The organism is Candidatus Nanopelagicus limnes (assembly GCF_002287885.2).
GTDB lineage: Bacteria > Actinomycetota > Actinomycetes > Nanopelagicales > Nanopelagicaceae > Nanopelagicus > Nanopelagicus limnae.
Genome location: NZ_CP016768.2, coordinates 526,676 through 549,960, shown reverse-complemented (window position 1 = coordinate 549,960; position 23,285 = coordinate 526,676). Strand labels below are relative to the sequence as shown.

The following is a 23,285-nucleotide window of genomic DNA, read 5'->3' as shown; positions in this document are numbered from 1 at the left end:
AAAACCTTAAACCATCAATGGGCGAGCAGTTGGTTCAATCGAATAAGGCAACTGCGTGTTCCCGGTTAAGTACTTATCAATTGCCGAAGCAGCACTGCGCCCCTCAGCAATAGCCCAAACGATCAATGATTGACCACGCCCAGCATCCCCGCAAACAAAAACACCATCACTAGCAGTTGAGTACTCATGATCTCGAATAATGTTTCCTTTTTCGTCCAGAGTCACCTCAAGCTGATCAAGTAATTCATTCTTTTCTGGTCCCGTAAAACCGAGTGCTAGAAAAACTAAATCAGCAGGTATCTCTTTTTCACTTCCTGCAATAGGTTGAAATTTTCCATTAACTAATTCAGTTTCAACTAACTTCATCGCTCTTAAATTGCCGTTTGCATCTTTAAGAAATTCTTGAGTAGATACAGAGTAAATCCGTTCACCAGCCTCTTCATGAGCACTACTTACTCGATACACCATTGGATATGTAGGCCAAGGTTGAGTATTAACTCTTTCATCTGAAGGTCTTGGCATAATCTCTAACTGAGTAACAGATGCAGCCCCTTGTCTGATAGCTGTTCCCAAACAGTCTGCGCCAGTATCTCCGCCTCCTAAAATCACAACATGTTTACCCTCTGCATTAATTTCTGCCGGAGCGGTCAACTCGCCAAGTGCTTGTTTGTTTCCCCAAGGCAAGTACTCCATAGCTTGGTAAACACCTTTTGCATCACGACCTGGAATTTCTAGATCACGCCAATTTGTAGCTCCAACTGCAAGTACAACCGCATCATATTTACTCCTAAGAGCTGAGCCCGTTAAATCTTTACCAACATTTACACCAGTTCTAAATCTTGTTCCTTCTTGCTCCATTTGATAAAGCCTTCGATCAACAATCGATTTTTCCATCTTAAATTCTGGAATTCCATAACGTAATAGACCGCCAATTTTTTCAGCTCGCTCATAAACCACCACAGTGTGGCCAGCTCGAGTTAATTGTTGTGCAGCAGCTAATCCAGCAGGACCTGAGCCAATTATCGCCACAGTTTTTCCTGACAAACGATCTGGAATAAGTGGCACAATTCTTTTTTCAAGAAATGCCTCTTCAATAGTTCGTAGCTCTACTTGTTTAATGGTAACAGCTTCGGCATTGATTGCCACAACGCACGCAGTCTCACAAGGAGCTGGACAAAGCCGACCGGTAAATTCAGGGAAATTATTTGTTGCGTGCAAGCGATCTATCGCCTCTGGTTTTTCTCCGCGCCAAATCAGATCATTCCATTCTGGAATTAAATTACCTAGTGGGCAACCTTGATGACAAAATGGTATGCCGCAGTCCATACACCTGCCAGCTTGTTTTTGTAGATGTGAAAACTCCTGCTCCTGGTAAACCTCTTTCCAATCTTTTATACGCACATCCACTGGTCTACGTTTTGGGACTTCACGAGGTGTATTAATAAAACCTTTTGGATCAGCCATTTATCGCCGCCATAACTGCGCTATCTACTGGCAAGCCTTCGCGTTGTGCTTTAGCCATGACTTCCAAGACTCTTGCATAATCTCTTGGCATAACCAAGGTAATTCGACTCTTATTCTTTTCCCAGTCACCCAATAAATCTTTAGCAATCTGTGATCCAGTTTCCGCAAAGAATTTAGAAATAGAGCTTTTCACAAAATCTTCCTTATTCACTGGAAGTGAAAGTAAATCAACCATTTCGGTATTAACTAGCGATGGTTGCAAATCTAAGACAAACGCCATTCCGCCTGACATACCAGCAGCAAAATTTCGGCCAGTAGCCCCGAGCACAATTACCGATCCCCCAGTCATGTATTCACAACCATGATCGCCAACACCTTCAACGATTGCATGCGCGCCAGAATTGCGAACACAAAATCTTTCGCCCACCACTCCTGAAATCATGATCTCTCCTGATGTAGCTCCATATCCAATTACATTTCCTGCGATCACATTCTGATTTGATTTAAAGCTAGCTTTTTCATCTGGTCGAATTATCACTCGTCCACCAGATAATCCTTTTGCCACATAATCATTACTATCTCCATAAAGTCTTAATGTCAGGCCGGATGGAATAAAAGCACCGAATGATTGACCAGCTGAACCATGAAAAGTTATACCGATCGTATCTGCCGGTAGTCCTGCTCCTGCAAACTTTCTTGTTATTTCACTGCCAAGCATTGTGCCAACTGTTCGATTGACATTTCTTACTGGCATTTCTAACCGTACGTTCTTACCGTTTTCTAAAGCATCTTTTGATAACTTAATCAATTCATTATCTAACGCACCTGATAAGCCATGATCTTGCGTTGTTGTATTTTTGCGGTCACCATTACCTGTTGGTGCTTTCAAAATTGGAGAAAGATCTAATCCGCTAGCTTTCCAATGATCTGTTGCAGCTTTAGTATCGAGCATCTCTACTTGACCAATTGCATCCTCTAATTTTCTAAAGCCTAGCTGGGCAAGTAACTGCCGAACCTCTTCAGCTATATATTCAAAGAATGTTTCCACGAATTCAGGCTTACCAGTGAATTTCTTCCTTAGTTCAGGATTTTGTGTGGCCACTCCAACAGGACAGGTATCTAAATGACAAACTCGCATCATTACGCAACCAGAAACTATTAATGGCGCGGTGGCAAAACCAAACTCTTCAGCTCCTAGCAGGGCAGCTATTAAAACATCTCTACCAGTTTTCATTTGGCCATCTACTTGCACAACAATTCGATCCCTTAAACCATTAAGTAGCAGAGTTTGTTGGGTTTCAGCTAACCCTAATTCCCATGGAGCGCCAGCATGTTTTAGTGAAGTTAATGGTGAAGCGCCAGTTCCTCCATCATGACCAGAAATTAAAACCACATCAGCATGGGCTTTACTAACACCGGCCGCAACTGTGCCAACTCCAACCTCTGCTACCAACTTAACATGTATACGCGCCTGATTATTGGCATTCTTTAAATCATGAATTAGCTGCGCTAAATCTTCAATGGAGTAAATATCATGATGTGGCGGTGGTGAAATTAATCCAACCCCAGGAGTTGAGTAGCGAACTTTTGCAATCCATGGGTAAACCTTGTTGCCAGGTAATTGCCCACCTTCACCAGGTTTTGCCCCTTGAGCCATTTTGATTTGAATATCATCGGCATTAACTAGATACTCACTTGTAACGCCAAATCTTCCGCTTGCAACTTGCTTAATCGCAGAGCGTCGCAAGTCTCCATTGCTATCAGCTTTATTTCTATCTGGATCTTCACCACCTTCACCAGTATTTGATTTCCCACCAATTCGATTCATGGCAATTGCTAGCGTTTCATGAGCTTCCTGTGAAATAGAGCCATAAGACATAGCGCCAGTAGCAAACCTTTTAATAATCTCAGAGGCAGGTTCAACTTCATCAATTGGAATCGGCTTTCGCAAGTCAGATTTAAAATTAAACAATCCCCGCAAAGTCATCAATCTACGAGACTGATCATCCACTCTGTTTGTATATCTCTTGAAAACATCAAATCGCTTTGAACGTGTTGCATGCTGGAGAGTAAAAACAGTTTCCGGATCAAATAGGTGCGGTTCACCCTCTCTTCGCCATTGGTACTCACCACCTATTTGTAATTTCTTAGCTCCAGGAATCTCTCCCCCGGGCGGATATGCAATGTGATGACGCTTAATTGTTTCTTGCGCAATTATCTCAATACCAGCCCCACCTAAACGTGAGGTAGCGCCTACGAAGTATTCATCAACTACTTCAGATGACAAACCTATTGCTTCAAAAATCTGAGCTCCGGTATAGGAAGCAATTGTGGATACTCCCATTTTAGACATTACTTTTAATACACCTTTACCTAAAGATTTTATTAAATTCCTAACTGCCTTTTCTGGAGTAATCCCAGTAATAACTCCCTGTCTAACTAAGTCTTCGGCACTCTCCATCGCTAGGTAAGGATTAACAGCAGCTGCTCCAAAACCAATTAGAAGAGCAACATGGTGAACCTCTCTCACCTCACCACTTTCAACAACTAAGCCCACCTTGGTTCTAGTTTTTTCACGGATCAGATGATGGTGTACGGCGGAGGTAAGCAGTAGTGAAGGAATCGGTGCATTTTCAGCATCACCATCTCGATCTGATAAAACAATAATTCTTGCGCCTTCATTAATTGCTGAAGATACTTCTGATCTAATTTGCTCTAATCGGGCAACAAGTGATCTGCCACCGCCTGCAATTGCAAATAATCCTCGCACGACATGAGTTTCAAATCCTGGCTGATCACCATCTGCATTTACATTGATAATTTTTGCTAATTCATCATTGTCGATAACCGGAAATTGAAGGGAAATTTGCCGGCATGAGGATGGACCTGGATCTAAAAGATTATGTTCTGGTCCAATGGATCCGCCCAGTGAGGTTACTAATTCCTCTCTAATTGCATCCAATGGCGGATTAGTAACTTGGGCAAATAACTGAGCAAAATAGTCAAATAACAATCTTGGTTTTTCAGATAATGCCGCAATTGGCGTATCAGTTCCCATAGAACCTAGAGGTTCAGCGCCATTCTTAGCCATCGGAGTAATAATTAAACGCAACTCTTCTTCGGTATAACCAAATGCACGCTGGCGACGAACTACAGAAGAGTGCGGATAAACAATGTGCTCTCTGGAAGGTAAATCACTTAATCTAACCAATCCAGCATGCAGCCAGTCAGTGTATGGCTCAGCCGTTGCCAAAGTATCTTTAATTTCTTCATCTTCAATTATTCGACCTTCTTGTAGGTCAACTAAAAACATCTTGCCTGGTTGTAATCTTCCTTTTCGTACAATTGATTCTGGTTTAAAATCTAATACGCCAACTTCACTAGCTAATACCACTAGCCCATCATCTGTAACCCAAAATCTTGATGGACGTAAACCATTGCGATCTAATACAGCACCTATCTGATTACCGTCAGTAAATGTCACACAAGCCGGACCATCCCAGGGTTCCATCAGAGCGGAGTGAAAAGCGTAAAAATCTTTGCGAATCTGCGACATAGTTGCATGGTTTTCCCACGCTTCAGGAATCATCATCAACATTGCGTGCGGCAAGCTTCGACCACCTAAGTAAAGAAGCTCTAGTACTTCATCAAAGGATGCCGAATCACTGCCTGAGTTATTTACTATCGGAAACAACCTTTTTAAATCACCTGGGATTAAATCACTTTGCAATAAAGTTTCGCGTGCTCGCATCCAATTTCGATTTCCCTTTACAGTGTTTATCTCACCGTTATGAGCTATAAACCGATAAGGATGGGCTAATGGCCAAGAAGGAAATGTATTAGTTGAAAATCTTGAATGCACGAGCGCCATTGCCGAAACCACTAGTGGGTTTGAAAGATCTGGGAAAAACTCCTCGAGTTGGCCAGTAGTTAACATGCCCTTATAGACGATAGTTCTTGAAGAAAGGGATGCCACATAAATTGGCATGGTGTGTTCAACTCGCTTTCGCAGACAGAAAACCATCCGCTCCAATACAAGATCGCTCTCTTCTTTAAGGCCAGCGACAAATATCTGTTTAAAGGAAGGCATAACTGACAAAGCAGTTTTACCAATTGATTTTGAATTAATGGGAAGATCTCGCCAACCGATTATGCGCAAACCTTCTTCACTTGCAATTTGTGAGATTTGCTCTTGGTAATCTGATTTTCCTGCTTCAATGAAAAAAACACCGGTTGCGTAAAAACTAAAGTTTGGTAGCTTGAAATCAACGGCTGATCTATAAAATTCATCAGGAATCTGAATTAAGATTCCGGCTCCATCGCCACTGTCTGGTTCAGCACCAGATGCGCCTCTATGCTCTAAATTTCTTAAAGCAGTTAAAGCTTTGCTAACAATCTCATGACTTTTGGTTTTGTTTAAAGTAGCAACCATGGCGACGCCGCACGCATCATGCTCATTTGCAGGGTCATACAAACCCACTGCTCTTGGCACGCTTGAGAATTTAGATTGCAATTTAAAAGGCCGATCCCACTAAGGGTCAGGACGACAATGGCCCAACTTCAAAACAATTTACAAGGCAAATAGTATCAGGGTTATCAAACCCCAGTAAGGCCTACCAACCAACCAATTCCGGCAGTAATTGCAACGCCTAGGGCGCCACCAAGAAAAATCCTTACGATTGTTTTAAGAAGTGGAGATGCAGCAATCTTGGCTGAGATATATCCAGCTGCAACTAAACCAATTGCTGTAAAGAGAAGAATTGCACCCACTTGATTGGAGGTAGCGATCAATGCTCCAATTAGTGGCACCAATCCCCCAGCAGTGAATGCAATCGCTGAGGCAACACCAGCTTGTACTGGCCTAGCTCTTGTGTGATCAAAATGTCCAAGTTCATCACGAAGGTGTGCTTCAAGTGCATCCTTCTTATGCATTGATGTGACTACCTGTTTAGCTAACTCTTCTGTCAATCCTCGTTGAACATAAATATCAACTAACTCTTCAAATTCACCTTCAGGATCTATAGCTAATTGCTTGATTTCAATATCTCGATCTGATTTTTCAATATCATTCTGCGATTTAACTGAAACATATTCACCAACTGCCATAGACATCGAACCGGCTGCAATTCCGGCCAAACCGGCTGTTATCAAAAATTCACTTTTATTTGCAGCAGCAATTCCAATCATCAAACTCGCAGTTGAAACCAAGCCATCATTTGAACCAAGAACTGCCGCTCGAAGCCAGCCGGCACGATTTGCCCGGTGCTCAAGATTCCTCATTTGGACATCTTCTAAACCCATTGCTAAATACTAACTTGGTATGTGATTTTCCTTGGTATTGCCACGGCGCTTGTTTGCTATCAGGTACGCAGATGCGGTGACTAGCACTATTAAACTAACCCAAATATTCAGACGTAAACCTAGAATCAAGTTGGCTTCATCAATGCGCAAGCCTTCAATCCAGACTCTTCCTAATGTGTATCCGAGAATATAGAGAGTGAAAACATCTCCTTGATTTGAGGTAATTTTCTTTAGAAATCCCGGTAGCTTTATTAACAGCACCGCTACTACTAAACACCATAACAATTCATATAAAAAAGTTGGATGAAAAGTGGCATAACTTTCAAAACCATCGGGTCTATTAACTGGATCAATTTCTAAGCCCCAAGGTAGTTCTGTGGGTTTACCAAATACCTCTTGATTAAAGTAATTTCCAATTCTTCCAATTGCCTGCGCCAGGACAACGCCAGGTGCTAGAGAATCTAGAAGTTGGCGAAAATTTAAAGATGTTTTATGAGTTCTAAAATATAGATAAGCACCAACTGCGCCAAGTGAAATTGCGCCCCATATGCCTAATCCGCCTTCCCAAATACGAAGGGCATCAATTGGATTCCCGTTACTTCCAAAATATTGTGCTGGCGAAGTGATTACATGGTAAATACGTCCGCCAATAATTCCAAATGGCACTGCCCATATAGCAACCTCTGAAACATCATCTGGATTACCACCTAAGTTTGCATACCGCCTACGTCCGAGCCAAATTGCAGCTGCAATGCCCGTGATGATGCAAAGGGCGTAGAAGTGAATAGTTAATGGACCTACTGAAAATGAAGAGAGTGATGGACTAGGAAATAACTGCTTCATTTAAAGTTAAATGAATTTACTTAACGCCACCGGCAGCAAGTGCAGCTCTGAATTTGGCTTGATCTCCATACTCAGTGTCTCGATCTAGCTGTTTGCCATTTACAAAAATTGTCGGTGTACCGTTTACATCAGCCTTTGCTGAGGCTGCTGCGACATTGCTTGTCCACTTAATGTATTTGCCATCATTTACGCAGGTTTCAAAGGTACTGGAATTAATGCCAATTGATTTTCCAAGTTCAACAAGGTACTCACTTGACCATTTTCCAGTGTTTTCAGAATCTGATTGATTCTGGAATAGAGCTAAATTCATATCTACGAATTTACTTTCATCTGCTGCGCACGCTGCTGAGTTCGCGGCTAATATCGATTCTGGTCCAATGAATGTCATTGGGTGAAACACTACTTTTGCCTTTTTCTGAGCAATAACTTCATTCAGATATCCACCATTAATTATTTCAAACACTCGGCACGCTGGACATTGATAATCAACATACACATCAATTTTCGGAGTGCTCTCGGGATTAAGAACTATGCCATAACCATCAGCCTCTGAAACTGTGGCAGGAATTGCTGCGGTTGAATTTGAACGACTACTGATTAAGGAGAAAACAACTCCTACAACCACAATGAAGGAGATCATTACGATCACTAAATTGCGAGTTCCTTTATCTCCACCAGATGCAGTTGCCATTTTTTCTCCCTATTTATCCAATCCAAATTTACCTTTTGGAAAGTAGTAAAGGTAAATACCCAATGCCAGTAATCCTATATCCCTAATTATCTCAGACAAATACTTCGTATCTTCTGGATCTATTGCCCCGCCACCACCAAAACATCCACAGTCAATACTCAGCCCGCGAGCCCAAGCTTGTGCGATCGCGATAATGAAAGCCAGCATTGTGAACGCGCCAAGCAACCCTGAAATCGCAACAGCTGCCCCAACAATAAGAAGTAAACCAATTCCAATTTCAATCCACGGTAGGACATAACCAAGAAAATTAGCTAGACCAACCGGCAACATTTCATAAGCCCGTACCGCCATTGCTGATTTTTGTAGGTTCCCAATTTTTAATCCACCAGCGGCTAATAACACGCCACCTAAAATTAGTCGCGCTACCAATGTTAGCCATGGTTGATAAACATAAAACTTAGCTCGCATTTCTAACTCCTTCAGATAATGAGTGTGCAAGTTGTTTAACCTTTTTCAATCCATTCCTGCCAGAACCATGCTCTTGGATAATTTTAATAAAAGCAGATCCTACTATTACGCCATCTGCATACTGAGCCACTTCTTGTGCCTGAGCCTTTGTCGAAACACCAAGTCCAACAGCAACTGGTGTCTTGCTAACCTTTCGAATCCGTTCAACTAGCGATCTGGCATTTCCAGAAACCGCATCTCTAGTTCCAGTAACACCCATAAGACTTGCCGCATATATAAAGCCGGAACATTCAGCAGTTACATTGGCTAAACGTTGATCAGTTGTGCTGGGCGCAACTACGTAAATACGATTTATAGAATTATCTTTAGATTCATTTTGCCAATCCTGGGATTCCTCAATAGTTAAATCAGGTGTGATTACTCCACTGCCACCCATTTGAGCAACTTTTTTTGCAAAATTTGCAACACCATATTTTTCAATTGGACTCCAGTAACTCATGATTACCGATGGAGTTCCAAGTGCTGCTGTAGTTTGTAGTAAATCAAAAACTTCATCTACTCCTGCGCCATTTTTTATGGCTTCCTCTGATGCGGCTTGAATAACTGGTCCATCCATAACTGGATCTGAATAAGGAAAACCAATTTCAATCGCGTCCACACCACCATCGATCATAGCTTTTATGATTTTTGCTGAACTTTTCTGATCAGGATACCCAGCTGGTAAATAGCCAATTAGTGCTGCTCGTTTTTCTTGTTTTGTCTTTTCAAACAGTTTTTCAAGCGCAGTGCTCATTAGAGCGGTAAACCAAAGTACTCAGCCGCAGTTTGCACATCTTTATCCCCGCGCCCAGAAAGATTTATCAACAAAGTTGCATCCTTGCCCAATTCATTTCCAATTTCTAAAGCTCCCGCCAAGGCATGTGCAGTTTCAATTGCTGGGATTATTCCTTCTGATTTACAAAGTAATGAGAACGCATACATAGCCTGATCATCTGTAATGGATCTATATTCAGCGCGGCCAATATCATTTAGATAAGCATGTTCAGGTCCAACTCCTGGATAATCTAAACCAGCAGATATTGAATGTGACTCAATAGTTTGCCCATCTGAATCTTGTAAAACATATGACCGGGTTCCATGCAAAACACCTGGTTTGCCACCAGAAATAGTTGAGGCATGCATTCCAGTTTCTATACCTTTACCACCGGCCTCTAAGCCAATTAAGCGAACAGATGAATCCTCTATAAATGGGTGGAAGATTCCAATCGCATTTGATCCACCGCCAACACAAGCTAAAACTGCATCCGGTAACTTGCCAGTTAAATCTAGAACTTGTTGCCTAGCTTCAACTCCGATAATTCTTTGAAAATCTCTGACCATCGTTGGGAATGGATGAGGTCCGGCCACGGTGCCAAGCAAATAATGAGTTGTGGAAACATTTGTTACCCAATCACGCATTGCTTCATTAATTGCATCCTTTAAAGTTTTTGATCCTTGGGTTACCGGTACTACGGTGGCGCCTAATAATTTCATTCGTGCAACATTTAGAGCTTGTCGCTTTGTGTCAGCCTCGCCCATATAGACCACACACTCCAAACCAAACAATGCCGCAGCTGTTGCCGAGGCAACACCATGCTGGCCTGCCCCAGTTTCAGCAATGATTCTCTTCTTGCCCATTCGCTTTGTAAGTAGTGCTTGACCAAGAACATTGTTAATTTTGTGACTGCCAGTGTGATTTAAATCTTCTCGCTTTAAAAGAATTCTTGCACCACCTGCATGTTCTGAAAATCTTTTTGCATCAGTCAAAATACTTGGGCGACCACTATAAGTCTTGTGAAGTTCGGATAATTCACTTTGAAATTTTGGATCAGAAAGGGCTGATGTGTGCGCTGCTGATAATTCATCTAGTGCGGCAATTAAAGCCTCTGGAACAAAACGACCTCCATAGGGTCCAAAATGTCCAAGTACGGAAGAAGTTAAGTCATCCACTTTTTTGCCTGCACTCATGGTTGTAGTTTATTGGGTCTCTAGCGGTTTAGAAGTTCTTTTATCGTATGAACTGGATTACCTGCCCGCACCAAACTCTCCCCAACCAGGACTGCTTTTGCCCCTAATTGTTCAACTAATGCAACTTGCTGGCGATTACTAATACCCGACTCAGCAACTTTTAAGATCTGAGATGGCAATACTGGAAGAATAGTTTCAAAAGTTTTCTCACTTACTTCCAGAGTTTTCAAATTTCTAGAATTGACCCCAATTATTTTTGCACCTACATCTAAAGCTTTTTCAGCTTCATCCATGTTATGCACCTCAACTAATACATCCATCCCCAGTTCCGTGGAGAGTTGGTAAAAATCAATCAGTTGAGATTTTGAAAGTCCAGCAACTATAAGCAAAATTAAGTCAGCGCCTAGTATGCGAGATTCAATAACTTGAAATTCAGTAACAATAAAATCTTTGCGCAGTACAGGTAGATCAACGCTAGATCGGACGGAAACTAGATCAGCAATGCTTCCCTTGAAGCGACGCTCTTCAGTTAAAACACTAATTACATCCGCTCCTCCTTCTTGATACTTACCCGCTAATTCCTTCGGGTCAGCAATTTCAGCAAGATTGCCTTTGCTAGGGGAAGATCTTTTCACTTCGGCAATTAATCGCATTCCATCTTGATTCAGTGCCTTAAAGGCACCTCTTAATTTAGGAGCATTCTCTAACTGCTCCCTTAACTGGTTTATTGGAACAAATCGTTTTTCAACATCCTCCAAAACACCTTCAATTATTTGTGTCAACACGTTTGATTCACTCATTAGTTGGGTCAATACCTTCCGATAAGGAATTCCATTTATTTTTAGGTTTCATCTCATATTTTTTAGTGGCATCTTTTCTGCTTAATCGTATGATCAGAAATATTGCCAAGCTAATAATTAATAAGCTGCCAATGATTGAACCTCTCATTTGGACACTGCCATTGCATTTGCTGTGGCTACTGCGCCAAGCACAGCTGCTGCCTTATTAATACACTCTTGATTTTCAGATTCAGGATCAGAGTCAGCAACGATCCCAGCACCAGCTTGAACATAAGCTGTTCCATTTTTAATTACCGCAGTTCTGATTGCAATACAGGTGTCAATATTTCCAGTGAAATCTAAATATCCAATAGTTCCACCATATATACCTCGCCTGGTTGGTTCATTCTCTTCGATGATTTGCATAGCTCGAGGTTTCGGTGCTCCAGATAGTGTGCCGGCTGGAAATACTGCAAACAATGCTTCTATCGGTGCAAATGATTCTGCTAATTGCCCATTCACAGTTGAAACAATATGCATAACATGTGAGTATTTTTCAATCTGCATGAATTGCGTTACTTCAACAGATCCTGCTTTGCAAACACGACCTAAATCGTTTCTACCTAAATCCACTAGCATCAAGTGTTCTGCTCGCTCCTTTGGATCCTTAAGCAATTCATTTGCAATGCTTTCATCATCAGCCGGCGTCTTGCCCCTTGGCCTAGTTCCTGCAATTGGATGGATCACCACATCACTGCCGGTAACTTTAACCAATGCTTCTGGGCTTGATCCAACAATTGATAGGTCATCATTAAATCGGAATAGATACATGTAAGGACTTGGGTTTTGTTCCCGTAAAACACGATACAAATCAAATGGCTCTGAAAGATTAGGCATATTAAACCGCTGTGAAAGTACTACTTGAAACGCCTCTCCAGATTTAATCTCCTCTTTGATTACTTTCACCTTGTCGATATAACTTTGATCAGATGTGTTTCGCTCATAGACGGGGTTAACCCGTTTTTGTATTTCAACTAATTGAGCTGGCTTTACTTCAGATAAATCCATTTGCATCTTGTCTAGCCGCTGGATTGCTGTGTCATACGCTAAATCAACTCGCTCTGAACTGCCATCCCAATTAATAGCATTAGCAATTAATGTGATTACCCCTTCGTGATGATCAAAAACTGCCAAATCTGATGTCAACATCATGGCAATCTCAGGAATATCAATATCTTTCTTTGATTGATTAGTTAATTTCTCAAGCCGTCTAACGATTTCATATCCTAAATAGCCAACGAGGCCACCGGTTAGTGGTGGTAAGCCATCAATCTTTGGACTCTTTAGATGATTGGTAGCAATCCTTAATGCTTCCAGTGGATCTATTCCAGTTGGTGCACCAGCTGGCATCACGCCACTCCAAATTGCTGCGCCATTCGCTTCAGTTAAAGTTGCTTGGCTATTTACGCCAATAAATGAGTAGCGAGCCCATATGCCAGACTCCGCCGATTCAAGCAGAAATGTTCCGGGTCGGTGACTAGTTAATTTACTGTATATAGAAAGTGGAGTTTGATCTTTATCAATTATTTTTCGAGCTACAGGAATGACATTAAATTCGCGGGCGTACTCACGGAATTTCTCAATTGATAACAGCGCTTTTTCCACCTACCTATTCTGCCGTAATAAGCAATCACCTGGCGCCGCTTATTGGTAGCAGATTTCTAAAGCAGCTGTTAGGTCCAATCCACCTTCATAGAGCGCTTTGCCAACAATTACGCCCTCTAATCCCATCTGACGCAATTTAACTAAATCAGATAAATCTGACACTCCACCACTTGCAATAATTGCTGCTCCACTCTGAGCAGAGACCTTAGCCAGTAGATCAAAATTTGGGCCCATCATTTTTCCATCAGTTTTGTTATCGGTTACAACAAACCGTTTACATCCAGATTTATTCAACTCCTCAAGATGTTTCCAAAGATCTCCAACAACGATTCCACTGCCCCGAGCGATTAAACGCTCATCAACTACATCAAGGGAAACACAAACTCTATCTGGGTATAGATTAAGGGTTTCCTTCACCCAATCCATATCAGTTAACGCACCCGTTGATAAATTAATCCATTTTGCTTTTGTTTCAAGAGCGTTGCTCAATGAAGCCTGATTGATAATTCCGCCAGATAATTGAATCTCCACGTCATTGGCTGTAGTTAAATTCTTTATTAAATCAGAATTATCACCAGTTGAATAAGCCGCATCTAAGTCCACTAGATGAATCCATTTTGTTCCCTTTGAAACAAAGTAATCGATAACTTGCTGTGGTGTGCCAGAAATATTTGAAGTGCTCAAATTCTTAGATTGAATAACCTGTCCAGATGCAATGTCTATTGCTGGCAATAACTGAAGTTGCTTCATTTTGGATTAAACAACTAAGCAGTCTGGGCCAAGTACAGTTTTAAGATCAGCACTTAAGCCCGGTGAGGAAGTAACCTTCAAAGCTTCATCAAGTTTTAAGATTGTCTTTTTCTCGCCATCGATAAGTCTTAAGTGAACCTCTCTGGCACCGGGGTGAGATTTTAATATTTCACTCATGCGATCAATAACCGGTGGTGTGCATCTGGATGCAGCCATAGAAATTATCAATGGGCCAGTTGGTACTTGCTTTAAATCTGGCAATGTTAAATCTAGAGCAGAAATCCTTGGTTGTTCCTCGCGCTTATCTACACGTCCACGAATTGCAACAATTCGATCTTCGACCAGATTTACACCATGAGTTGCATAAGAATTTGAGAAGAATAGAACATCCACCGCACCCTCTAAATCTTCAACAGTAACAATTGCCCAAGGAGTTCCCTGCTTTGAAACCTTTCGTTGAATCTGAGTGATTAAGCCACCAATACTTATTATTTGATCATGAGCAACTTCTGAAAGCTGGCTAATTGAAAAATCTGCCACCGATTTAAGAATGTGCTCAACACCTAGGAGTGGATGATCGGATACATAGAGCCCAAGCATTTCTCGCTCATAACCCAGGAGCATCATTTTTTCCCACTCGCTATTTGGAATATCTAAATCAACGCCGCTAACTGAAGATGTTGTATTTGCAGAACCAAATAGATCAAATTGCCCAATCGCCTCTGCCCTCTTCGCTTCACCAACTGCATCTAGTGCTTCTAAATAAACCATCATCAATCCACGACGAGTGTGACCAAGTGAATCAAAAGCTCCAGCCTTTATGAGGGATTCAATAGTTTTCTTGTTGCAAACATGTGAATCCACCTTGGCTAGAAACTCACCAAAACTTACATACTTACCCTTAATTTTTCGATTTTCAATAATTGAAGCCACAACGTTTTCACCAACATTTCGAATTGCTGTTAAGCCAAAGCGAATATCTTTTCCAATAGGTGTGTAGCCAGAATCAGACTCATTAACATCTGGAGGTAAAACTTTAATACCCATGCGCCTGCATTCATTTAAATACAAGGCGCTCTTATCTTTATCATCTCTAACACTTGTTAGAAGTGCTGCCATGTATTCAGCTGGATAATTTGCCTTTAGGTAGGCAGTCCAAAATGAGAGCAAACCATAACCCGCGCTATGAGCTCTATTAAATGCATAATCAGAGAAAGGAATCAGTGTTTGCCAGAGTTTTTCAGTTGCATCCTCAGAGAAACCATTTGATTTCATACCTTCTTCAAAATGAACTCTTTCCTTATCCAAAATCTTTTTATCTTTTTTACCCATCGCTTTTCTTAACAAATCCGCGCGACCAAGAGTGAAACCAGCAACTTTTCGGGCAATCGCTAATACCTGCTCCTGATAAACAATTAAACCGTAAGTATCTTTTAGGATCTCATTTAATGGCTTATCTAATTCAGGGTGAATAGCCACCGGAGCCTTTCGGCCATTCTTGTAATCGGCATATTTGTTATGTGAATCCTCACCCATTGGACCCGGTCGATAAAGCGCAATAACAGCTGCAATATCTTCAAAACTATCCGGAGCCATAGATCTAAGGAGTGATCTAATTGGTGCGCTATCTAGCTGAAATACTCCAAGGGTGTCACCTCGAGAAAGTAATTCAAAAGTTTTCTGATCTTTTAATGGCAAGGTTTCCAAAACAATGGTCTTACCTAAATTCTTTTCAATATTTATCAAGCAATCATCTAGAACTGAAAGGTTTCGCAGACCTAAAAAATCCATTTTCAATAAGCCAGTTGCTTCACAAGCACCCATATCAAACTGGGTAATGATTGCCCCATCTGCCTCACGACGGTGAATTGGAATTACATCGAGTAAAGGCTCCTTACTTAAAATAACTCCAGCTGCATGCACTCCCCATTGTCGCTTTAAGCCTTCAATGCCAAGGGCAGTATCAACAATTCTTTTTGAGTCAGGATCTGCTTCATACAGATTTCTAAACTCACTGGCTTCGCCATATCGGTCATTATCCATATCAAAAATTCCACTAAGTGAAATATCTTTACCCATGACTGATGGCGGAAGTGATTTAGTTAATCGCTCACCGAGTGCGTAGGGATAACCTAAAACTCGAGTTGAGTCCTTGATTGCTTGTTTAGATTTAATAGTGCCATAGGTAATGATTTGTGCGACTCGATCATCACCATATTGAGCTGTGGCGTAAGCGATCATCTCTGATCGTCTTCTTTCATCAAAATCTAAGTCAATATCTGGCATGGAGATTCGCTCTGGATTTAAGAATCGCTCAAAGAGTAAGCCAAACTTAATTGGATCAAGACCGGTTATACCTAGCGAGTATGAAACAAGTGAACCTGCAGCCGAGCCTCTACCTGGACCAACTCGGATTCCAACTTGGCGCGCATGATTACAAAGATCTGCCACCACTAAGAAGTAACCTGGAAAACCCATCTTTATCATTACATCTAATTCAAAATTAAGTCTTTCCTGGTACTCAGGTGGAATCTGATCATTCATTTTGGCAGCTAAACCTTGATTAGATTGTTTTATCAACCAGCTATCTTCACTTTCACCTGCTGGAACTGGAAAACGTGGCAGAAGATTCTCACCTTCTCGCATAGTTATCTCACACCGCTCAGCAATTAATAAGGTGTTATCACAGGCTCCTGGCAAATCTTTAAATAACTGGCGCATTTGTTGCGCACTCTTTAGATAAAATTCAGAGTTATCAAACTTGAATCGCTTTGGATCTGCCAGGGTTGAACCTGACTGAATACAAAGCATCACTTCATGAGCCGCTGCATCTTTATGATGGGTATAGTGCAAATCATTAGTAGCTAGTAATGGCAGATTTAATTCTTTACCCAGCTTTAACAAATCTGTTAGAACTCGTTTTTCAATATCAATTGAGTGATCCATTACCTCTAAGAAGTAGTTATCAGCTCCAAAAATATCTCGCATCCGTGAGGCAGCAGCTACCGCTTCCTTGTAGCCACCCATGCGCAAGCGAGTTTGAATCTCCCCGCCTGGACAGCCAGTGGTGGCGATGATTCCTTTTGAGTATTTCGCTAGCAACTCTTGATCCATTCTTGGTTTGTAATAAAAACCTTCTAAGGATGCAAGGGATGAGAGTTTAAATAGATTTGATAATCCCTGATTATTTTCGGCCAGCAAAGTCATGTGAGTGTAAGCACCGCCGCCAGAAACATCATCTTCACCGCCTTCTGCCCACTTAACTCTGCGCTTATCAAATCTGGATTCAGGTGCTACATATGCTTCAATGCCAATGATTGGTTTAACGCCAGCTGCTTTTGCTAATTTGTTAAATTCAAATGCACCAAAAACATTTCCATGATCAGTCATTGCAATCGCTGGCATATTTTGATTAGCAACTTCAGCAACTAATTCAGATATTTTGGCTGCCCCATCCAGCATTGAGTACTCGGTGTGCACATGAAGGTGCACAAAATTCTCCGAGTTTTTTGGGATTCCGGCTGAGATTGGCATGGGTGGCGAGATTACTACTGCGCGATATATCTAGCGGGAAATATCTGAAAGTACCTCTAATGAGCGTGTCAGGTCCGCTGGGTACTCTGCATTAAAGGATAAACGTTCACCACTTGCTGGGTGATCAAAAGCGAGCTGCTTTGCATGCAGCCAAGGTCTGGTGATGCCAAGGCGTGTGGCTAGGGCGGGATCTGATCCATAGGTTAAATCGCCAACTAATGGATGATGAAGTGCTGAAAAGTGAACTCGTATTTGATGAGTCCTGCCAGTTTCAAGTTCAATCTCTAGCAAAGTTACCGCTGGAAAAACCTCTAATGTTTTGTAGTGAGTAATACTTGGTTTGCCATTTGCGACAACAGCAAATCGATAATCCTCTCTTGGGTGCCTATCAATTGGTGCATCAATTGTGCCAACTGTTGGATCCATATGACCTTGCGCTAATGCATGGTAAACCTTTGACACTGTGCGATCTCTAAACTGATCCTTCAACTTTGAATAAGCAACCTCATTTTTTGCAACTACCATTAAACCTGAAGTTCCAACATCTAATCTATGCACAACACCTTGTCGCTCAGCAGCTCCTGAAGTTGCCAATTGGTAACCAGCTGCAAATATGGCGCCAACTACAGTGGCTCCTTGCCAGCCAGGACTTGGATGAGCGGCAATTCCAACAGGTTTATCAATCACTATTAAAAACTCATCATCATAAACAACTTTTAAACCATCAATTGGCGTGGCAACTAATTTGGCTTCACCCTTTGCGGCCGGCAGCAAAATCTCTAGTTGATCACCAGTTGCCACTCGATCTGATTTACCAACTGCTTTTCCATCCTTGGAAATCTCTCCATGCTCAATTAATCCAACAATTACATTGCGAGAGAGCCCTAATAATCTAGATAGCGCTGCATCCACTCTCTCTTGATTTAATCCTTCTGGAATAGAGAGATTCCTAATTTCACGTTCACTCATGAATCATCTCGATTCTTGCTAAATGGCACATTCTTCCAACTTAAATATGAAACTACAAAAGCTGCGCTAACTACTGCCATATCTGCAACATTAAAAACTGGCCAGTTCGGAAGTTGAATCCAATCAACTACTTCTCCTTGTAACGCACCTGGTGGTCTAAATATTCGATCTGATAAATTTCCAAATATTCCACCGAGTGCAAGACCTAGGGCGAACGCCCATCGCTTGGAGGTTACTTTTCTTCCATAATAAAAAATCGCTGCCGAAACTATGATTGCAAAGGAGGATAAAAATATCGTGCCACTAGAGGCAAGGCTAAAAGCTGCACCTGAATTAAAAGTTAACCGAAGCTGCAGGAAGGTTCCAAGGATTTGTTTTGGCTGCGTAGTTAGGTAATTTAGAGCTAAAGTTTTAGTTGAATAATCTAAGGCAAAAACTATTAGAGCGGTTACCGCTAACCACTTTCGCTGAATTAAGTTCAGCGTCGTTCCTCCTTTTGCTTACAAACCATACAAAGAGTTGCGCGTGGGAAAACTTGCAATCTAGCTTTACCAACAAAGTTTCCACATTCTTCACACTTGCCGTAAGTTTTACTTTCAATTCTCTCTAAAGCTCGCTCGGTTTGTTGCACCATATCTCTGGCGTTGTAAACCAAAGACATCTCATGTTCGCGTTCAAAGGTTTTCGCACCAGCATCTGCTTGGTCATCGCCAGCTCCAACACCTGCTGCTTCAACTAAATCTTCCATTTCAGCCTCTGCGATTTCTAACTCTTTCTTTAAGCGAATCAAATCTTTTGATAGTTCAGCTTTTATGCTCTTTAGTTCGGCGGCGTTCCAAGCATTTTCACCTGAGTTAACAATTAAAGGCGCTGGTGCGCTTTTAATCGGCTTAAGCGCAGCAGCTTTCTTGGACTTAAGAACTGGCTTAGGCGGTGGCAACATCACCAATCTACGTTCTTCTACGATTGGTTGTGCATTTGCATTTGGCATCGTTGACGTTACTGAAATTGTGGTTGAAGAACCAGATGTTGAAGTTTGTAATTTTGCTGGAAAGGGTTTTCCCGGCGCTTTTTTGAAGCTAGGTTTTTTGGCTAGTGATGGCTTAACAATATTTGGTGAGCGTTTGGCAATCTTTTTTGCAGCTTTCTTAGGTGCAGGCTTTTTAGCCACTACCTTTTTAGCCACTTTTTTAGCAGGCTTTTTTGCTGCTGATTTTGAATTTTTCTTTGATGATTTCTTAAACAACTTCTTGATAGCCACATTACCCCCTGAAGGGGGAAAGGTTATGGCTTGGCTCAACTAATTACCAACCGCCACCCCCGTAGGGAAAAATGAGAGGAAGAATTGGATTGTTCCCGCGTTAGAATGCGGGGTGGATATGAATAAGAAGCGCAAGATTAATAGCTTACCTGCGCAAATTGATCTGCCTGCAATGGAAATGGGAATTCTAGATTTTTGGACTCAAAATCAGGTTTTTGAAAAATCAGTTGAAAATAGAAATGGTGCAGCTCGGTGGAGTTTTTATGAAGGCCCACCAACTGCAAATGGTAAGCCGGGTACACACCATATTGAGGCGCGAGTATTTAAGGATTTGTTTCCCCGTTTTCAAACAATGAAAGGCAAGCAAGTAATTCGCAAAGCTGGTTGGGATTGCCATGGTTTGCCAGTTGAGATTGCTGTTGAAAAAGAGTTGGGCTTCACAGGTAAAGCAGATATTGAAAAATTCGGCGTGGCAGCCTTTAATGAAAAATGCAAAGAGTCAGTGCAGCGACATGTTGATGAGTTTACGGACATGACAAAACGAATGGGCTTTTGGGTTGATTTCGATGAAGCGTATTGGACTATGTCGCCAGAATATATCGAGAGTGTTTGGTGGTCGCTTCAACAAATTTGGAACAAAGGGTTATTGGTTCAAGATCATCGGGTTGCGCCGTACTGCCCAAGATGTGGAACTGGATTATCAGATCATGAATTAGCCCAAGGATATGAAACTATTAAAGACCCATCAGTTTTTGTTCGCTTTCCAGTAACTTCGGGAAAATTAGCCGAACTGAAAGCAAGCCTGTTGGTTTGGACTACAACACCTTGGACATTGGTATCAAATACAGCAGTAGCTGTTAACCCAAAGGTTGAGTACCAAGTAGTTGAAATTACTGTTGATGAAAAGACCGAACGGTTAGTTGTGGCGGCAGATTTGGCCTCCGTGTTAGGTGAAGATAGAAAAGTAATTGCCACCTTCATTGGTAAGGATCTTGAACATACGAAATACTCCCGGCCCTTTGATTTTGTCGAAATCAATGACTCTCATTTTGTGGTTCTAGCCGATTACGTGACAGTTGAAGATGGCACCGGTTTAGTTCACCAATCTCCAGCTTTTGGAGCAGATGACCTAGAAGTTTGTCGCAAATACAACCTGCCGGTTGTAAATCCAGTTAACCCGGATGGCCATTTTCAAAAAGAGGTGCCATTAATTGGCGGTGTATTTTTCAAAGATGCTGATAAAGCTCTGATTAAGGATTTGAAATCTCGTGGCTTAATGTTTAAAAGTTTACAGTTTGAGCACTCCTACCCTCATTGCTGGAGATGTCACACAGCTTTGATGTATTACGCACAACCTTCTTGGTATGTAAAAACCACTGCAATTAAAGAAGATCTTCTACGAGAGAACTCAAAAACTAATTGGCATCCAGAAACGATTAAAACTGGCAGATTTGGCGATTGGTTGAATAACAATATTGATTGGGCGGTATCGCGTAATCGTTACTGGGGCACACCTTTACCAATTTGGAGATGTGAAAATAAGCATGAAATCTGTGTAGGTTCCCTTGCCGAGCTTGGAAAATTAGCAGGTCAAGAGTTAAGCAAATTAGATCCGCATCGTCCCTTTGTAGATGACATTAAATTCAAGTGTGATAAATGTTCTGAAACCATGCAAAGAATTCCCGAGGTAATTGATTGCTGGTATGACTCAGGTGCAATGCCATTTGCCCAATGGGGTTACCCACGCCAATCTGGATCGGTTGAGAAGTTCAACGCCACCTACCCTGCGGATTTTATTTGCGAAGCCATTGATCAAACTAGAGGTTGGTTCTACACATTAATGACAATTGGCACTTTAGTTTTTGATAAATCTTCATATAAAACTGTTCTTTGTTTAGGACATATCTTGGATAAAGATGGTCGAAAGATGAGTAAGCACCTTGGAAATGTGCTTGAACCTATGCCATTAATGAATCAGCATGGCGCTGATGCTGTGCGCTGGTACATGCTGGCTGCTGGATCACCTTGGAGTGCTCGTCGGGTAGGACATGATGCAATCTCTGATGTAGTTCGTAAAACTCTGCTTACCTACTGGAACACAATCTCCTTCTTCACTCTCTATGCCAATGCTGCAGATTTTGAAGTTTCAAAAGTTTCAGCTGATTTAACTTTGATGGATAAGTGGATCCTCTCCGAACTAAACAAATTAATTGTTGGCGTAGATAAAGCACTTGAAAATTTTGATTCACAAGAGGCTGGTCAACTTCTGGCAGCCTTTATCGATGATCTTTCCAACTGGTATGTGCGCAGATCACGCCGCCGCTTTTGGGATGGCGATGAAGTTGCCCTAAACACTCTTTATTTTTGCTTAAAGAATCTGACTCTCCTGCTGGCTCCAATGGTGCCATTTATTGCCGAACATGTTTGGCAATCTTTGATTAAAGTTGCTGAAGCTGACCAGGTTGAATCTGTGCATTTGGCTGATTTTCCAGAAGCTAATAAAAAGATGATCGATGAGAATCTTTCAACCTCTGTTGCGCTATCAAGGCGCTTAGTTGAGTTGGGAAGATCTGCCAGAGCAGAATCTGGGGTAAAGATTCGTCAACCACTTTCCAGAGCACTTGTTTCAGCTCCTGGTTGGGCAAAGATTTCTGAGGAAATTAAGACTCATATCGCCGAAGAATTAAATATCCTCAAATTAGATGGCATTCATGTCGCCGAAGCAGATTTAGTAGATGTATCAGTCAAGGCTAACTTTAGAACTCTTGGCACGAAATTTGGTGCTGATGTTCAAATAATAGCTAAGGCAATCACCTCAGCTAATCACACAGAAATGGTTAAACACCTGCGCGAGAATAAATCCTTTAAATTATCGGTGGACCTAACAAATGGTTCAAAGTCTGCTGAGATTGATATTGATGATTTGGTTGTAACTGAAACACCTCGAACTGGTTGGTCGGTTGCATCTCATGCCGGTGAAAGCTTGGCTTTAGATTTGGCATTAACCCCTGAGCTAATTCAATCAGGACTAGTGCGTGAGGTAATTAGAGCAATCCAAGAGGAGCGCAAAAAGATTGGCTTAGATGTAAGTGATCGAATTAGTGTTAATTGGAACGCTCCTGACCAGGTTGCATCCGCAATCACCTCAGCTGTTGCTGAAATTAGCGCAGAGGTTTTGGCTACCAATTTGGTGCAAGATAAAGGTCAAAGCAGTGATGGCAACGAGCTTGGACTTTGGTTAAATCTAGTAAAGAACTAAAGAATTATTACTAAACGCATCAGTAACTGAACTACGAAAAACACAACGATAAAAGAAAGATCCAGTGAAATACCGCCTAACCGTAGCGGTGGCACAAATTGCCTTACAAAACTAAGTGGTCGATCCGTAACTGAATAAATCAATTCTGCAATCCCTAGAAATATTCCACGGGGACGAAAATTTGGTGAAAAAATCCGAATGTAATCAAGAATTAATCGACCAATTAGAGCAATTAAGAATAAATTGAGTAACCAATAAACAAGGCTAAGAATGAAACTCATTAGAAGAAAGCTA

17 protein-coding genes are annotated in these 23,285 nt (G+C 41.6%); 1 reads left to right on the top strand and 16 read right to left on the bottom strand.

Annotated features, from left to right (window positions below):
- Positions 1 to 6: 6 nt before the first annotated feature.
- The 15 genes from B1s21122_RS02760 to B1s21122_RS02690 all read right to left on the bottom strand — a co-directional run bounded on the left by B1s21122_RS02760 (position 7) and on the right by B1s21122_RS02690 (position 19,732).
- Positions 7 to 1,464, bottom strand: a complete 1,458-nt coding sequence (locus B1s21122_RS02760) for a glutamate synthase subunit beta (RefSeq protein ID WP_095680748.1) — start codon at positions 1,462 to 1,464, stop codon at positions 7 to 9.
- Positions 1,457 to 5,956 (bottom strand): glutamate synthase large subunit, encoded by a 4,500-nt coding sequence (gene gltB, locus B1s21122_RS02755; RefSeq protein WP_223299087.1) that lies wholly within the window; start codon positions 5,954 to 5,956, stop codon positions 1,457 to 1,459. Before gltB ends, B1s21122_RS02760 begins: the two co-directional genes overlap by 8 nt.
- Before the next feature lie 104 nt (positions 5,957 to 6,060).
- Positions 6,061 to 6,765 (bottom strand): VIT1/CCC1 transporter family protein, encoded by a 705-nt coding sequence (locus B1s21122_RS02750; protein ID WP_095680750.1) that lies wholly within the window; start codon positions 6,763 to 6,765, stop codon positions 6,061 to 6,063.
- A 9-nt stretch (positions 6,766 to 6,774) separates the two neighbouring features.
- Complete coding sequence (lgt, locus tag B1s21122_RS02745) at positions 6,775 to 7,608, bottom strand: prolipoprotein diacylglyceryl transferase (protein WP_095680751.1); 834 nt, start codon at positions 7,606 to 7,608, stop codon at positions 6,775 to 6,777.
- Between the two features lie 16 nt (positions 7,609 to 7,624).
- Positions 7,625 to 8,299 carry a DsbA family protein gene (locus tag B1s21122_RS02740; protein ID WP_095680752.1) on the bottom strand — a complete coding sequence of 225 codons (675 nt, stop codon included), beginning with the start codon at positions 8,297 to 8,299 and terminating at the stop codon, positions 7,625 to 7,627.
- A gap of 9 nt (positions 8,300 to 8,308) precedes the next feature.
- Complete coding sequence (locus B1s21122_RS02735; protein ID WP_095680753.1) at positions 8,309 to 8,767, bottom strand: MauE/DoxX family redox-associated membrane protein; 459 nt, start codon at positions 8,765 to 8,767, stop codon at positions 8,309 to 8,311.
- Positions 8,757 to 9,560, bottom strand: coding sequence for a tryptophan synthase subunit alpha (trpA, locus tag B1s21122_RS02730; protein ID WP_095680754.1), 804 nt, complete (start codon positions 9,558 to 9,560; stop codon positions 8,757 to 8,759). The genes B1s21122_RS02735 and trpA overlap by 11 nt, the downstream gene beginning before the upstream one ends.
- Positions 9,560 to 10,774 (bottom strand): tryptophan synthase subunit beta, encoded by a 1,215-nt coding sequence (gene trpB / locus B1s21122_RS02725; RefSeq protein ID WP_095680755.1) that lies wholly within the window; start codon positions 10,772 to 10,774, stop codon positions 9,560 to 9,562. The genes trpA and trpB overlap by 1 nt, the downstream gene beginning before the upstream one ends.
- A gap of 20 nt (positions 10,775 to 10,794) precedes the next feature.
- Positions 10,795 to 11,574 carry an indole-3-glycerol phosphate synthase TrpC gene (trpC, locus tag B1s21122_RS02720; protein ID WP_095680756.1) on the bottom strand — a complete coding sequence of 260 codons (780 nt, stop codon included), beginning with the start codon at positions 11,572 to 11,574 and terminating at the stop codon, positions 10,795 to 10,797.
- Between the two features lie 144 nt (positions 11,575 to 11,718).
- Positions 11,719 to 13,218, bottom strand: a complete 1,500-nt coding sequence (locus tag B1s21122_RS02715; protein WP_095680757.1) for an anthranilate synthase component I — start codon at positions 13,216 to 13,218, stop codon at positions 11,719 to 11,721.
- 39 nt (positions 13,219 to 13,257) lie between these two features.
- Entirely contained in the window at positions 13,258 to 13,968 is a 711-nt protein-coding gene (locus tag B1s21122_RS02710) for a HisA/HisF-related TIM barrel protein (RefSeq protein WP_095680758.1), read from the bottom strand.
- Between the two features lie 6 nt (positions 13,969 to 13,974).
- Entirely contained in the window at positions 13,975 to 17,502 is a 3,528-nt protein-coding gene (gene dnaE, locus B1s21122_RS02705; RefSeq protein WP_095680759.1) for a DNA polymerase III subunit alpha, read from the bottom strand.
- Between the two features lie 30 nt (positions 17,503 to 17,532).
- Positions 17,533 to 18,471 (bottom strand): RluA family pseudouridine synthase, encoded by a 939-nt coding sequence (locus B1s21122_RS02700; RefSeq protein WP_095680760.1) that lies wholly within the window; start codon positions 18,469 to 18,471, stop codon positions 17,533 to 17,535.
- Positions 18,468 to 18,911, bottom strand: a complete 444-nt coding sequence (locus B1s21122_RS06460) for a signal peptidase II (RefSeq protein ID WP_223299096.1) — start codon at positions 18,909 to 18,911, stop codon at positions 18,468 to 18,470. The genes B1s21122_RS02700 and B1s21122_RS06460 overlap by 4 nt, the downstream gene beginning before the upstream one ends.
- A 38-nt stretch (positions 18,912 to 18,949) precedes the next feature.
- Positions 18,950 to 19,732, bottom strand: a complete 783-nt coding sequence (locus tag B1s21122_RS02690) for a TraR/DksA family transcriptional regulator (RefSeq protein ID WP_095680762.1) — start codon at positions 19,730 to 19,732, stop codon at positions 18,950 to 18,952.
- 118 nt (positions 19,733 to 19,850) lie between these two features.
- Here B1s21122_RS02690 and ileS point away from each other — a divergent pair, with 118 nt between their 5' ends.
- Positions 19,851 to 22,991 carry an isoleucine--tRNA ligase gene (gene ileS, locus B1s21122_RS02685; RefSeq protein ID WP_095680763.1) on the top strand — a complete coding sequence of 1,047 codons (3,141 nt, stop codon included), beginning with the start codon at positions 19,851 to 19,853 and terminating at the stop codon, positions 22,989 to 22,991.
- On the opposite strand, the gene B1s21122_RS02680 is transcribed toward ileS, so the two are convergent.
- Positions 22,988 to 23,272, bottom strand: coding sequence for a YggT family protein (locus tag B1s21122_RS02680; RefSeq protein ID WP_095680764.1), 285 nt, complete (start codon positions 23,270 to 23,272; stop codon positions 22,988 to 22,990). The two genes, ileS and B1s21122_RS02680, sit on opposite strands and share 4 nt — an antisense overlap.
- Between the last annotated feature and the right edge of the window lie 13 nt (positions 23,273 to 23,285).